We start from the raw sequence: 14,243 nt of genomic DNA, 5'->3' as shown, positions 1-14,243 counted from the left end.
TGCTGTTTTTTCGGAATAGATACGTATTGTAATTAGGAGGAAAAGAAATTGGTGGAATTATTAGCACCGGCCGGCAGCAAAGAGGCCCTGATCGCGGCCGTGGAGAACGGCGCCAACGCCGTCTATCTGGCCGGCAACGTCTTCGGCGCCCGCGCCTATGCGGCGAATTTTGACCGCGAGGGGCTGCGCGAGGCCATCCGCTTTGCGCATCTGCGCGATGTGGCCATCCATGTCACGGTCAACACGATTGTCGACGACGAGGAACTGCCGGAGCTGCGCGACTATCTGCGCTTCCTCTACGAGGCGGGCGCCGACGCCATCCTCGTGCAGGACCTCGGCGTCGCGAAGATTGCCCATGAGACGGTGCCGAATCTGCCTCTTCATGCGAGCACGCAGATGTCGGTGCACAGCCTCGAGGGCGTGCGCACGCTCAAGGAACTCGGTTTCTCGCGCGTCGTGCTGGCCCGCGAGCTTTCAATCAAGGACATCCGCTACATCTGCGCGCATGCCGGCGTGGAGATCGAGACGTTCATGCACGGCGCGCTCTGCGTCTGCTACTCGGGCCAGTGCCTCATGAGCAGTATGATCGGCGGGCGCAGCGGCAACCGCGGCCGCTGTGCGCAGCCCTGCCGCCTGCCGTATACGCTCGTGGACGAGAAAGGGGAGGATGTGCTCGGCGAAGAGGCCGGCAAATACCTGCTCTCGCCGCGCGATCTCAGCACGATCGACGTTATTCCCGAGCTCCTCGCTGCCGGCGTGAATTCCCTCAAGATCGAGGGCCGCATGAAGCGCCCCGAGTACGTCGCGACCGTCGTGCGCACGTACCGTGAGGCCATCGATTCATATTACAGCAGCAAGGGCTACGAGGTGACGGCAGAGGAGCGCGACGACCTCGCGCAGATCTTCAACCGCGATTTCACGACGGCGTATCTGCTCGGACGCCCGGGCAGGACGATGATGAGCGACCGCCGGCCCAACAACCGCGGCCTGCTCATCGGCCGCGTACTCGATTACGACTGGGACAAGCGGCTCGTCACCGTGAAGCTCAGCGGCAGGCTCGGCCTCGGCGACCAGGTGGATTTCTGGGTCAAGGTCGGCGGCCGCGTGACGGCGACGATCAAGGAGCTTTTGACGCCAGAAGGCAAGGCGCTTGCGCGCGGCGAAGCGGGCGATACCGTCGTCTTCGCGATTCCGTCGGCCGTGCGCCATCATGACCGCGTGTTCAAGGTCTACGATGCCGCGCTCATGGAGAAAGCCAAGCACAGCTTTGACACGGGAGCGCCCGTGCGCCGCATCCCTGTCGCCGTTACGGTGCATGCCGCCATCGGCGAGCCGCTCGTCATCACGCTGCGCGACGCGGACGGCGTGACGGGCACGGGCAAAACGGACTTCATCGGCGAAGCCGCGCGCAAGCGCCCGCTCTCGGAGGAAACCGTCCGCAAGCAGGCCGCGCGCCTCGGCACCTCGGTCTTTGCGATGAAGTCTCTTGACTGCGACATCGAGGGTGCGGTCATGGTGCCCGTCAGCGAGATCAACGAGGCACGCCGCCGCGCCGTCGAGGAGCTCGAGAACAAGCGCCTCGCCATCCATATGGAGAAGGCCCGTCAGGTGCCGGCGTGGCACATCGCGCCGGAGAAGCCGCGCGACGTGCTCAAAGAGAGTGCTTCGCTCATGGTCGCCTGCGATACGCTCGAGCAGGTCAAAGCGGCGCTCGCGGGCGGTGCTGACGGCATCCTGTTCGGCGGCGACTCGTACCGCCATCACGTCATCACGGCCGAAGAATACCAGGCGGCCTGGCAGCTTGCCAAAGATGCCGGCGCGCGCATCGACTTCAATATGCCGCGCATCGTGCGCGAGGCCCATCAGAAGGGCGTCGAGCGCCTCATGGCAGCCTGGCGGGAATTTGCGCCCGCGGCCATTCACGTCCATAACATCGGCACGCTCGGCCTCGTGCGCCGCCTGACGACACTGCCCATCCATGCCGATTACTCGCTGATCTCGTACAACCGCCAGACGCTGGCCTTCCTCAAAGAATACGGCGTGGCCGAGGCGACACTCTCGCCTGAGCTCAACCGCGGGCAGATCCTGGAGATTGCGAAGGACTCGCCGCTGCCGCTCACATGCATCGTGCACGGGCGCCTCGAGCTCATGATCTCGGAGTACTGCGTCATGGGCAGCTTCCTCGGCGGCATCGACAAGGGCCCGTGCAGCCAGCCCTGCACGAAGCGCCGCTTTGCGCTGCGCGACCGCAAGGACACGGATTTCCCGCTCGTGACCGACCAGTTCTGCCACATGCACGTGCTCAACAGCAAGGTGCTCTCGATGCTGCCGCATGCGATGAAATTCATCCCGGGCGGCGTGCGGACGCTCCGCATCGAGGCCAAAGCCCTGGCGCCGGACGAGATTCGCCGCCTCGTGGCAGCCTACCGCCGCGCCATGAACCTGCCATCTGAGCTCGACGAGGCACAGGAGGCATGGGTGCGCGAGCAGGAGGGCCCTGATATCACGCGCGGCCACTATTTCCGCGGCGTCCTTTAAGCATTCACGCCGTTTAGAACCGTCAAATGAGGTAAAGAACGAACAATGGAACAAGAAACCTATAAGATCATGGAATACAGCCGGGTGCGCGAGATGCTCGCCGCCTGCACGTCCTCGCTCATCGGCAGGGAACGCGCGCAGACGATGCTGCCGACCAGCGACTTTGACGAAGCCGTCGAATGGATGCAGGAGACGACGGAGGCCGTGACGGTCCTTGAGACGGCCGCGCCTCCGTTCGGCGGCATCTTCGATATCCGCCCCCTGCTCAAGAAGGTGAAGATGGGCGCCGTGCTCGACCTCGACGACATCGTGAGCATCATGAGCACGCTCTACGCGATGCGGAGTGTCAAGCGCTTCTTCCGCGACAGCGAGGTCGAGGCCCCGACGCTCAAGGAGTGGGCGCGGAGCATCGAGATCCTCGGCCAGCTCGAGCGGCTGCTCGAAAACACCGTCGACGAGCACGGCGCCATGCGCGAGGACGCGAGCGTCGAGCTTCGGCGCATCCGCCGCGAGCTCAAGAGCGCGCAGGGCAAGATCAAGGAGCGCATCGGCAGCATCCTGCACACGGCGGAATACCAGAAATTTTTCCAGGATGCCATCGTCACCGTGCGCGACGAGCGCTACGTCATCCCCGTCAAGCAGGAGTACCGCTCGCGCTTCCCGGGCATCGTGCACGACCAGTCTTCAACGGGCGCGACGCTCTTCATCGAGCCGATGGCCATCGTCGAACTCAACAACGACGTCAAGCAGCTGACGCTCGCCGAGCAGCAGGAAATCCAGCGCATCCTGCGCCATCTCTCGGCCGAGGTCAACAAGAACGGCGAGACGCTGGCGGAGAACTGCCGCATTTTAGGCGATATCGACTTCGCGTTCGCGAAGGCCCGTCTCGCGCAGCAGATGGACGCGCAGCGCCCGGAGCTCAACCGCGAGGGCCGCACGGACCTTCGGCAGGCACGCCATCCGTTCATCCCGAAGGAAAAGGTCGTGCCGATTGACCTGCGCATCGGCGAGGGCTACCGCATGCTCTTGATCACCGGCCCGAACACGGGCGGCAAGACCGTCAGCATGAAGACGTTCGGCCTTATGGTGCTCCTCGCGCAGTCGGGCTGCTACCTGCCGACGGCACCCGACCCCGTCATTTCCGTCTATCCGAATATCTACGCCGATATCGGCGACGAGCAGAGCATCGAGCAGAATCTCTCGACGTTCTCGGCGCACATGACGCATATCGTGCGCATCCTCGAGAAGGTCGAGTCCGACGACCTCGTGCTGCTCGATGAGCTCGGCGCCGGCACTGACCCCGAGGAGGGCGCGGCGCTCGCCATGGCCATCCTCGAGAAGCTGCTGCAGCTGCGTGCGACGACCGTCGCGACGACGCATTACTCCGAGCTCAAGACGTTTGCCTATTCGCGCGACGGCATCGAGAACGCCTGCGTGGAGTTCGACGTGAAGACGCTGCGCCCGACGTACCGGCTGCTCATCGGCATGCCCGGCGCGAGCAACGCCTTTGCCATCAGCCGCCGGCTCGGGCTCTCGGAGGCCCTCATCATAAGGGCCCAGCAGCTCGTCAAGGCCGACCACGCGCAGTTCGAGCACGTCATCAACGAACTCGAGAACGAGAAGATGATGTACGAGCAGCGCAACGCCGACATCCTCGAGCGCCAGCAGCGCGTGACGCAGCTCGAGCAGAAGGTCGCCGGCATGAAGGAGGAGCTCGCGAAGCGCAAGGGCGACATGATCCGCAAGGCCCGCGAGCAGAGCGCCGCCATGGTGCGCCGCACGCGCCGCGAGTCTGAGGCCATCATCAAGGAACTCAAGGAGCAGTTCGACGACCAGGGCATCAAGCGCCGCCAGCAGGCCATCCAGGACGCCCGCGCGAAGCTCAACGAGGCCTTCGAGAAGGCGCGCCCGGGCATCATGACGCAGAAGGGCGTCGGCGAGGCCGTGAATCTCAAGACCATCCGCCCGGGCGACAGCGTCTACGTCAAGAAGCTCGATCAGAAGGGGACGGTGCTCGCCGTCGACGGCAGGGAACTCCTCGTGCAGATCGGCAGCCTGCACACGAAGGTCAAGGCTTCGGCCTGCCGCTTCCTGAGCCGTGCGCCGGAAAACAGGCCTGCGGCCGCATCCTCCTCGAAGAACCGCCAGACGCGCTCCTTCATGCAGAAGGTGCAGGGCATCAGCCGCGAGATCGACATCCGCGGCCTCATGGTCGACGAGGCCGAGATGGTCGTCGGCAAATTCCTCGACGATGCCGAGATGGCCGGCCTCTCGCAGGTCCTCGTCATCCACGGCAAGGGAACGGGCGCGCTGCGCAAGGGCATCCATGCGTATCTCAGGCATCATCCGAGCGTCGTGAGTTTCCAGTTTGCCGATATCAATGAGGGCGGCACGGGCGCGACGGTCGTCAACCTCAAATGAGGCGCAGAAACAGGAAAACCATATGCTTTTCCGCGAATGTGTGGTAAAATGAAAGGCGTATATGTTTGAAGGAGGCGCCAAATGGAAACTCGAAACCCGAAAAACCATCACAGACGAGCCCCGAAGACTGGCGGCCGTTCGACCGCACATAAGACCCTCATGGGCATTGGCATCGTCCTGGTGGTCATGCTGATCGGTGTTGGCTGCGGCTTTTTGACCGCGAGCATGAATACCAAATCGGATCTGGCGGATGATATCCTGCCGCCGGCCTCGTCTCAGGTTTACGATATTGACGGCAATGAGATCGCGACGATCCACGCAGAGGAAGATCGCATGCCGGTCAAGCTCAGCCAGGTCCCGCAGAACCTGCAGGACGCATTCGTTGCCGTGGAGGATAACCGCTTCTACGACCACATCGGCGTGGACCCGCGCGGCATCGCGCGTGCCATCTGGGCGAATCTGCGCGGCCGCACGGTCTCAGAGGGCGGCTCGACTATCACGCAGCAGCTCGCCAAGAATGCGTATCTGACGCAGGATCGCACGCTCAAGCGCAAGATCCAGGAGCTCTTCCTGGCCCTGCGGCTCGAGCGCCAGTACACGAAGCAGGAGATCCTCGAGCTCTACCTGAACCAGATTTACTTCGGCCAGGGCGCCTACGGCGTGCAGGCCGCAGCGCGCACGTACTTCGGCAAGGACGTCGAGGACCTCACGCTCAACGAATGCGCGATGCTCGCCGGCATCCCGAAGAGCCCGAATTACTATTCGCCGCTCAACAACCTGCAGGCCGCTCAGGACCGCAAGGCGACGGTGCTTGACCAGATGGCCAAGTACGGCTACATCGACACGGCGACGGCGGAGAAGACGAAGAAAGAGAAGCTCGACCTCGTGCAGCCAAGCCAGAAGAAGGATGACCACGAGGCTTCGTACTTCATCGATTACGTGACGCAGAAGCTCATCGACAAGTACGGCGCGGACAAGGTCTACAAGGAAGGGCTCAAGGTCTACACGACCATCGACATGGACATGCAGCGTGTGGCCGAAAGCGCCATGAAGAAGCTGCCGAACGGCAAGAAGGACGGCAACGGCGTCCAGCAGCCGCAGGGCGCGCTCGTCGCGATCGACCCGCACACGGGCTACGTCAAGGCGATGGTCGGCGGCCGTGGCACGGATCAGTTCAACCGCGCCACGATGGCCGAGCGCCAGCCGGGTTCTTCGTTCAAGCCGTTCGTCTTTGCGGCGGCACTCGAGAACAAGTTCACGCCGTCAACGGTCATCAACGACAGCCCGATAAAGATCGGCGACTGGGAGCCTCAGAACTACGAGCGCACCTTCAGCGGCGCCGTGACGCTGCGCCAGGTCGCGACGCACTCGATGAACGTGCCGACGGTCAAGATTGCCCAGAAGCTCGGCATCGAGAAGGTCCTCTACTACGCGCAGGAGATGGGCATCACGACGCTCGTCACCGACGGCCCGCAGAACGACAAGAATCTCGCGGCTTCGCTCGGCGGTCTGACGAAGGGCGTGACGCCGCTGGAGCTCACGAGCGCCTACGGCACGTTTGCGAACAAGGGCGTTCACGTTGACCCCGTCGTCATCGTCCGGGTGCTCGACCGCAACGGCAAGGTTATCGATGAAGCGAACCCCGAGCAGCACAACGTCATCAGCGAGGACAGCGCCGCTGAGCTCACGAGCATGCTCGAAGACGTCATCAAGTCCGGCACGGGCCGCGGCGCAAACATCGGCCGTCCGGCCGCCGGCAAGACGGGCACGACGAGCGACTACCACGATGCGTGGTTCGTCGGCTACACGCCGGACCTCGTCACGGGTGTCTGGATCGGCAACGACGACAACACCTCGATGGGCACGATGACCGGCGGCATGCTGCCCGCCAGCATCTGGAAATCCTTCATGACGGATGCGCTCAAGGGCACGCCCGCGAAGGACTTCGACGGCTCCTCGTCGTCAAAGAGCGATTCCATCGGTTCGCTCGAGGATGACAAGAGCACGGCCGTGACGAAAAAGGAATCGTCCGCGGCGAAATCGGAGACCAAGGCACCGGAGAAGGGCAAGGATAACGGCAAGAAGCCGAATGACAATGCCCAGCAGCCGGCGGCTCCACCGGCGCAGGGCCCGGCATCAGGCGGCAATGCAGCCCCCGCGGCAGCGGCGCCGGAACCCGGCAGCAGCGTCTCAAAGGGCAAGAACTAAAACCATGAATTTCGGCAGCGGGCAGGCCGCCCGCTGCTTTGCATAAAGGAGAGAGATTGTTGGCAAATGTATTTGACACCCTGAAAGAAAGAGGCTTCATCGCTCAGTGCACGAATGAAGCGGAACTGCGCGAGCTTTTCGACAAGGAACGCGTGACGTTCTACATCGGCTTTGACCCGACGGCGGACAGCCTGCATGCAGGCCATTTCATCGCGCTGATGGCCATGGCGCACATGCAGCGCGCCGGTCACCGCCCGATCTGCCTCGTCGGCGGCGGCACGGGCACGGTCGGCGATCCCTCGGGCCGCACGGACATGCGCAAGATGCTGACGGACGAGGACATCGAGCACAACTGCGAATGCTTCAAGAAGCAGATCGCGCGCTTCATCGATTTTTCCGATGACAAGGCCATCATGGTCAACAACGGCGACTGGCTCAGAAAGCTCAACTACATCGACCTGCTGCGCGATGTCGGCGCCTGCTTCACGGTCAACCGCATGCTCGCGGCCGAATGCTACAAGCAGCGCTGGGAGAAGGGCCTGACCTTCCTCGAGTTCAACTACATGGTCATGCAGGCCTACGACTTCCTCGAGCTCAACCGCCGCTACGGCTGCAGGCTCGAGATGGGCGGCGACGACCAGTGGTCGAACATCATCGCCGGCGTCGAGCTCAACCGCCGCAAGAACAATGTGGCAGTCTACGGCCTGACGAACAAGCTTCTGACGAAGAGCGACGGCAAGAAGATGGGCAAGACGGCAGGCGGAGCGCTCTGGCTCGATGCTGAGAAGACTTCGCCGTACGAGTTCTACCAGTACTGGCGCAACGTCGACGACGCCGACGTCGAGAAATGCCTGTCTCTCCTGACGTTCCTGCCGATGGAGGAGGTACACCGCCTCAGCAGCCTCAAGGATGCGGCCATCAACGAGGCCAAGCGCGTGCTCGCCTATGAGGTCACGAAGATCGTCCACGGCGAGGAAGAGGCCGAGAAGGCGCAGAAGGCAGCCGAGGCCCTGTTCGGCGGTGCGGGCAACACGGACGACATGCCGAAAATCGCGGCTGAGGCCGGCAGGAAACTCCTCGACGTCCTCACGGCCGGCAAGGTCTTCGCCTCGAAGAGCGAGGGCCGCCGCCTGATCCAGCAGAACGGCCTCTCCCTCAACGACGAGAAGGTCAAGGACGTCGACTACGTCCTCCAGGACAGCGATTTTAAGGATGGTTCGGCCATCATCAAGAAGGGCAAGAAGAAGTACTTCAAGCTCGTGAAATAACAGACAGGAACAGCAAATCGCCCTCTGCCCGCCGTTTCATGTTGTGGGAAGCGGGGATTTGTGGTAAAATAAACAAGTTATCACAGGATAACGTGCAATTTTGATTGAAGGAGCGGTGTTCTTTTATGTCAGGACATTCTAAATGGGCAAATATCAAGCGCAAAAAAGGGGCAAACGACGCCATCCGCGGCAAGATCACGACGAAAATCGGCCGTGAGATCACGATTGCCGTCCGCATGGGCGGTGCTGACCCGACGGGCAACATGCGCCTGAAGCTGGCCCTTTCCAAAGCGAAATCCAACAACATCCCGAAGGACAACATCAAGCGTGCCATCGAGAAAGGCCTCGGCAACACCGAGAGCGGCAGCTACGAGGAGATCATGTACGAGGGCTACGGCCCGGGCGGCACGGCCGTCATGCTCGATATCCTCACGGATAACCGCAACCGCACGGCTGCCGATGTCCGCCACCTCTTCTCGAAGTTCGGCGGCAACCTCGGTCAGGATGGCTGCGTGGCCTGGATGTTCAAGAAGAAGGCCGTTTTCATCGTTGAGAAGGAAGCGTTTGACGACGAGGATGCCCTCATGGAGATCGTGCTCGATGCCGGTGCCGAGGACATGAAGTCGGAAGACGAGGTCTTCGAGATCACGGGTGAGCCGGATTCCTTCGACGCCATCGAGCAGGCGCTCGGCGAGAAGGGTATTGAGACGGCTTCGGCAGAAGTCACGATGGTACCGGATACGACGGTCCATCTGACCGGCAAGGACGCCGAGAAGATGCAGAACCTCATCGATGCACTCGAGGAGAACGACGACGTCCAGAACGTTTACAGCAATTACGAGTCCGACGACGAGGAGGAATAAGCCTCCCGGCCGGACGATGCGCAAGCCCCTACGATTCGACATTCGATTTGTAGGGGCTTGCTTTCATGAAAAGGAGACTACCCCTTATGCTAGCATTAGGCATTGACCCCGGCACGGCCATCTGCGGCTTCGGCTTTGTGGAATCGGTCGGCAGCCGCCTGATCCCGCGGGCCTACGGCTCGATTTTCACCTCGCCCGAGATGAAGATGGAGGACCGGCTCATGAAGATCTACGACGAGCTCGACGCGCTCATCAAGAAGTACAAGCCCGATGTCATGGGCGTCGAGAAGCTCTTCTTCAACCGCAACGTTACGACGGCTATTCCGGTCGGCCAGGCCAGGGGTATCGTGCTGCTGACGGCGGCCAAGAATGGCCTCCGGCTCGTCGAGCGCACGCCGATGCAGATCAAGCAGGATGTCACGGGCTACGGTAAGGCCGACAAGCAGCAGGTCATCTACATGGTCACGAAAATCCTGAACCTGCCGAAGCCACCGAAGCCAGATGATACGGCCGACGCTTTGGCCATCGCCATCTGCACGACACATTGCCTCAATAGCATGACCTGGAGGAATCAATTATGATCGGCTATCTGCGCGGAACCATCATCTATCTTTATACGGATTACTGCCTGCTCGATGTGCAGGGCGTGGGCTACCGCGTCTTCATCGCGAATTCGACGCGCCAGAAGCTGCGGCTGCACGAGGAGGCCCGGCTCTTCACGTACACGAGCGTGCGCGAGGATGCCATCGTGCTCTACGGCTTTGCGGCGCAGGAGGAGTACGATCTCTTTCTGCAGCTCATCGGCGTCTCGGGAATTGGCCCGAAAGTCGCGCTCGGCATCCTCTCGTCCATCACGGTCGAGGGGCTCTGCCGGGCCATCCAGAACAAGCAGACGAGCGTGCTGACGAAGCTGCCGGGCATCGGCAAGAAGTCGGCCGAGCGGCTGATCCTCGAGCTCAAGGACAAAGTGGCCTTCGCGGGCGGCGAGGAGGACGATCTGACGCTGACGACGGATGTCCCCGCGGGCGACGATGCCGTGGCCGAGGCGACGGAGGCACTCAAGGCTCTCGGCTACACGCAGGCGGAGCTTGCGCCCGTCATCCGCAAGACGGCGAAGTACAAGACGACCGAGGCCATCATCAAGGCCTCGCTCAAGGCATTGAGCCATATGTGATGCAATTTTGGGATTAACAGAAGGAGGTGCCGGCTTGGACGGTTTTGATTCCTATGACGATGAGGACCGCATCGTCGCGATGGATGAGCAGCGGGCGGACGACTGGCAGTACAGCCTGCGTCCGCGCAAGCTCATTGAATACATCGGTCAGGAGAAGGTCAAGGCCAATCTCTCGATTTTCATTCAGGCGGCCTTGTCGCGCGGCGAGGCGCTTGACCACGTGCTCCTGTACGGCCCGCCGGGGCTTGGCAAGACGACGCTCGCGGGCATTATCGCCAACGAGCTCGGCGTCAATTTCCGCCAGACCTCGGGCCCGGCGATTGAGCGCAGCGGCGATCTCGCGGCGCTGCTCACGAATCTACAGGAGCACGACGTGCTCTTTATCGACGAGATTCATCGCCTTTCGCACAGCGTCGAGGAAGTACTCTATTCGGCCATGGAGGATTTTGCGCTCGACATCATCATCGGCAAGGGACCGAGTGCGCGCTCGATACGGCTCGATATCGCGCCGTTCACGCTCATCGGCGCGACGACGAAGGCCGGTGCGCTCGCAGCGCCCCTGCGCGACCGCTTTGGCGTCATTTCGCGCCTCGAGTACTACACGCCGGAGTCTCTCGTGCACATCATCAAGCGCGCGGCCGAGATCCTCGAGATCCCGATTGAGGACGAGGGGGCGCTGGAGATCGCGCGCCGCAGCCGCGGTACGCCGCGCGTGGCCAACCGGCTTTTAAAACGCGTGCGCGATGTGGCCCAGATCGAGGGTGCGGGTGTCATCACGAATGAGATTGCCGACAAGGCGCTGCGCATGCTCGAGGTCGACAAGGCCGGCCTCGACCACACGGACCGCCGCATGCTCATGACGATGATCCAGAAGTTCGCGGGTGGCCCCGTTGGCCTCGATACGCTCGCGGCGGCCATCAGCGAGGCGCGGGATACGATTGAGGACGTCTATGAGCCCTATCTCATCCAGCTCGGCTTCCTCAACCGCACGCCGCGCGGCCGCGTCGTGACGAGAGCCGGCTATGAGCATCTCGGCATCCCGTATCCCGAGAAGTAAGCAAACAAGCCACGAAAGGCAAGCTCGTGCCTGCCGGTGCCAGGTCTTCGCGCGCATCTCAAAAGATGAGCAACCGATTCGTGAATGACAAAGCGCATGGCCTGTCCGCAGCGGGTCTACGAGTTTTCCATGAAATAAGCAAGCAACTAGAAAGAGGTGAGCCACTTGCGTTTGTTACTCCATATGTGTTGCGGCCCGTGCTCCTGCTATCCCGTCAAGACCTTGCGGGAAGAGGGCATTGAGCCCGTCGGCTATTTCTTCAATCCGAACATCCATCCCTACAAAGAGTGGGACATGCGTCTAAAGATGGCTAAAGAATTTGCCGAGAAGGTCGGGATGGAATTTCATGCCGACGAGCATTACCGGCTGCGTGATTTTCTCAAGAAGGCGCTGCCGGCCGAGGCTCTGCCGAACGGCCGCTGCACGATGTGCTATACCTGGCGGCTCGAGGAGACGGCCCGCTATGCGGCCGAGCACGGTTTTGACGCCTTTACGTCGACGCTCTTCTACAGCATCTACCAGCAGCATGATCTCATGCGCCGCACGGCCGAGCGTTTCGCAGCGCAATACGGCGTGACCTTTTATTATGAAGATTTCCGTCCGGGCTGGCAGGAAGGCATCGACATCAGCCACGAGCTTGAGCTCTACCGCCAGCCGTACTGCGGCTGCATTTTCAGCGAGGAGGAGCGTTATTCGCGCGAGATCCGCAAGCAGCGCAAGAAGGAGAACAAGGCCAAGAAGCGCGCCCGCCTCGAGCGCGAGGCACGTGAGGCAAAAGAGGCACAAGAGGCCGCTGCGGGATGCATTCCGGCTTCAGCACGCGGCTGAATGTGAAAGACGGAGATGAGGGCGCAATGCTGCGCGAAGTCGGTCGGCTGATGGAGGAGGTCGGCGTCCCCTTTGGGGAAGCTGTCGCCGCAGGCGACTGAAGGGGTGATTACGAGCAGTGACGCATAGGCTCAATGTAAATGAGCATAGAGAGCATGCACGTGTAAAAGGCGCTGCGGAATGTATTCCGGCTTCAGCACGTGGCTGAATGTGAAAGACGGGGACGAGGGAGCAACGCTCCGCTTATGCACCCTCGTCCCCTACGTGTATTGCTACGAGCAATCGCTGCGCGCCTCCAGGCGGAATACATCCCTCCGCTCAGGCCCATTTCCCTCGGCAGAACACGAACGCAGCAAGTCGCGCAGCCTTCCCCGCGCACGGGGAAGGTGCCCCGAAGGGGCGGAAGAGGTCCATGAGCGGACGGGCATCAACATGACTCGACTGCGAATATTTACAAGCGTCATAGCCCGCGCACGGGGAAGGTGCCGAGCTTGCGAGGCGGAAGAGGTCCATGGGCGGATGGCATGCGAAGGAAACCAGTTCGCAGAAAGTATCAAGCATCGTACCCCGCGCACGGGTGCGAAGCAAAGCTTCCCCCTTCGGGGGAAGTGGCCCGCAGGGTCGATAGGGGAACTGCTGGCAGTTGCATTTCTGCTTGATGAAAGGAGGAATGCAAGGGCGCTGCGAGATGCATTCCGGCTTCAGCGCACAGCTAAATGTGACCCAATCTGCTGCGTGCAGCAAAGAGGTTTCGCCGCCTGCCGCGGCGTTCTGACATCCGGAGTGAAGCGCCTTTGGTGTGGGGCCCCATCCCTGCGGGCAATCGCTGCGCGCCTCCAGGCGGAATACATCCCTCCGCTCGGGCTCTTGTCCTTCGGCAGAACAACCAGCGCAGCAATTCGCGCAGCCTTCCCCGCGCACGGGGAAGGTGCCCCGAAGGGGCGGAAGAGGTCCATGAGCGGACGGGCATCAACATGACTCGACTGCGAATATTTACAAGCGTCATAGCCCGCGCACGGGGAAGGTGCCGAGCTTGCGAGGCGGAAGAGGTCCATGGGCGGATGGCATGCGAAGGAAACCAGTTCGCAGAAAGTATCAAGCATCGTACCCCGCGCACGGGTGCGAAGCAAAGCTTCCCCCTTCGGGGGAAGTGGCCCGCAGGGTCGATAGGGGAACTGCTGGCAGTTGCATTTCTGCTTGATGAAAGGAGGAATGCAAGGGCGCTGCGAGATGCATTCCGGCTTCAGCGCACAGCTAAATGTGACCCAATCTGCTGCGTGCAGCAAAGAGGTTTCGCCGCCTGCCGCGGCGTTCTGACATCCGGAGTGAAGCGCCTTTGGTGTGGGGCCCCATCCCTGCGGGCAATCGCTGCGCGCCTCCAGGCGGAATACATCCCTCCGCTCGGGCTCTTGTCCTTCGGCAGAACAACCAGCGCAGCAATTCGCGCAGCCTTCCCCGCGCACGGGGAAGGTGCCGAGCTTGCGAGGCGGAAGAGGTCCATGGGCGGGCGGGCAAGAACAATACTCGACTGCAAGTTCTTGCAAACGTCGTAGCCCCGCGCACGGGCGCGAAGCGCGGGATGCCGGGGGCATCCCCGGAGAAGGTGGCCCGCAGGGCCGGAAGAGGTCCCTGGACTCATCAGGGGATTTGGTTCAATTAAAATGCGGCCAGGAATCTTCTTACTTCAGTCAGGAGAGGAGTGGCCGCAACGGTAGTCACTTGGAATACTGATTCTGGATGTATTTTGCGACTACTTCCTTGCTCATGTTGCCAAGTGTGCTCATATAGTAGTTGCGTGACCAGATATGACCGTCCCAGAATTTATCATGTTTAATCTCGGGATGTTTTTTGAGGAACAGTCTGGCACTGCCGCCTTTGAGTGCCTT

10 protein-coding genes are annotated in these 14,243 nt (G+C 61.7%); 9 read left to right on the top strand and 1 reads right to left on the bottom strand.

Annotated elements, in window-relative coordinates:
• Positions 1-48 precede the first annotated feature (48 nt).
• From DWX75_RS09770 to DWX75_RS09730, 9 genes are all read left to right on the top strand, one after another.
• On the top strand, positions 49-2,538 hold the full coding sequence (locus DWX75_RS09770; RefSeq protein ID WP_118016131.1) for a DUF3656 domain-containing protein: 2,490 nt from the start codon (positions 49-51) through the stop codon (positions 2,536-2,538).
• 45 nt (positions 2,539-2,583) lie between these two features.
• Entirely contained in the window at positions 2,584-4,959 is a 2,376-nt protein-coding gene (locus tag DWX75_RS09765; RefSeq protein ID WP_118016130.1) for an endonuclease MutS2, read from the top strand.
• An 81-nt stretch (positions 4,960-5,040) separates the two neighbouring features.
• Complete coding sequence (locus DWX75_RS09760) at positions 5,041-7,167, top strand: transglycosylase domain-containing protein (protein ID WP_118016129.1); 2,127 nt, start codon at positions 5,041-5,043, stop codon at positions 7,165-7,167.
• Positions 7,168-7,226: 59 nt separating this feature from the next.
• Complete coding sequence (gene tyrS / locus DWX75_RS09755) at positions 7,227-8,435, top strand: tyrosine--tRNA ligase (protein WP_118016128.1); 1,209 nt, start codon at positions 7,227-7,229, stop codon at positions 8,433-8,435.
• A 125-nt stretch (positions 8,436-8,560) separates the two neighbouring features.
• Complete coding sequence (locus tag DWX75_RS09750) at positions 8,561-9,298, top strand: YebC/PmpR family DNA-binding transcriptional regulator (RefSeq protein ID WP_118016127.1); 738 nt, start codon at positions 8,561-8,563, stop codon at positions 9,296-9,298.
• 86 nt (positions 9,299-9,384) lie between these two features.
• The gene (ruvC, locus tag DWX75_RS09745; protein WP_118016126.1) at positions 9,385-9,879 is read left to right on the top strand and encodes a crossover junction endodeoxyribonuclease RuvC; all 495 of its coding nucleotides are present in this window, start codon (positions 9,385-9,387) and stop codon (positions 9,877-9,879) included.
• Complete coding sequence (ruvA, locus tag DWX75_RS09740) at positions 9,876-10,472, top strand: Holliday junction branch migration protein RuvA (RefSeq protein ID WP_118016125.1); 597 nt, start codon at positions 9,876-9,878, stop codon at positions 10,470-10,472. Before ruvC ends, ruvA begins: the two co-directional genes overlap by 4 nt.
• A gap of 79 nt (positions 10,473-10,551) precedes the next feature.
• Positions 10,552-11,529, top strand: coding sequence for a Holliday junction branch migration DNA helicase RuvB (gene ruvB / locus DWX75_RS09735; protein WP_118016155.1), 978 nt, complete (start codon positions 10,552-10,554; stop codon positions 11,527-11,529).
• Positions 11,530-11,694: 165 nt separating this feature from the next.
• Positions 11,695-12,357 carry an epoxyqueuosine reductase QueH gene (locus DWX75_RS09730; protein WP_118016124.1) on the top strand — a complete coding sequence of 221 codons (663 nt, stop codon included), beginning with the start codon at positions 11,695-11,697 and terminating at the stop codon, positions 12,355-12,357.
• Positions 12,358-14,072: 1,715 nt separating this feature from the next.
• On the opposite strand, the gene DWX75_RS09715 is transcribed toward DWX75_RS09730, so the two are convergent.
• Positions 14,073-14,243 (bottom strand): transposase (locus DWX75_RS09715; protein ID WP_199497586.1); only part of this gene is annotated, 171 nt, incomplete at its 5' end.

Source organism: Mitsuokella sp. AF21-1AC, from assembly GCF_003458855.1.
Taxonomy (GTDB): Bacteria; Bacillota; Negativicutes; order Selenomonadales; family Selenomonadaceae; genus Mitsuokella.
Note: the sequence above shows the minus strand (reverse complement) of the source record. Positions and strands in the feature narration are given on the sequence as shown.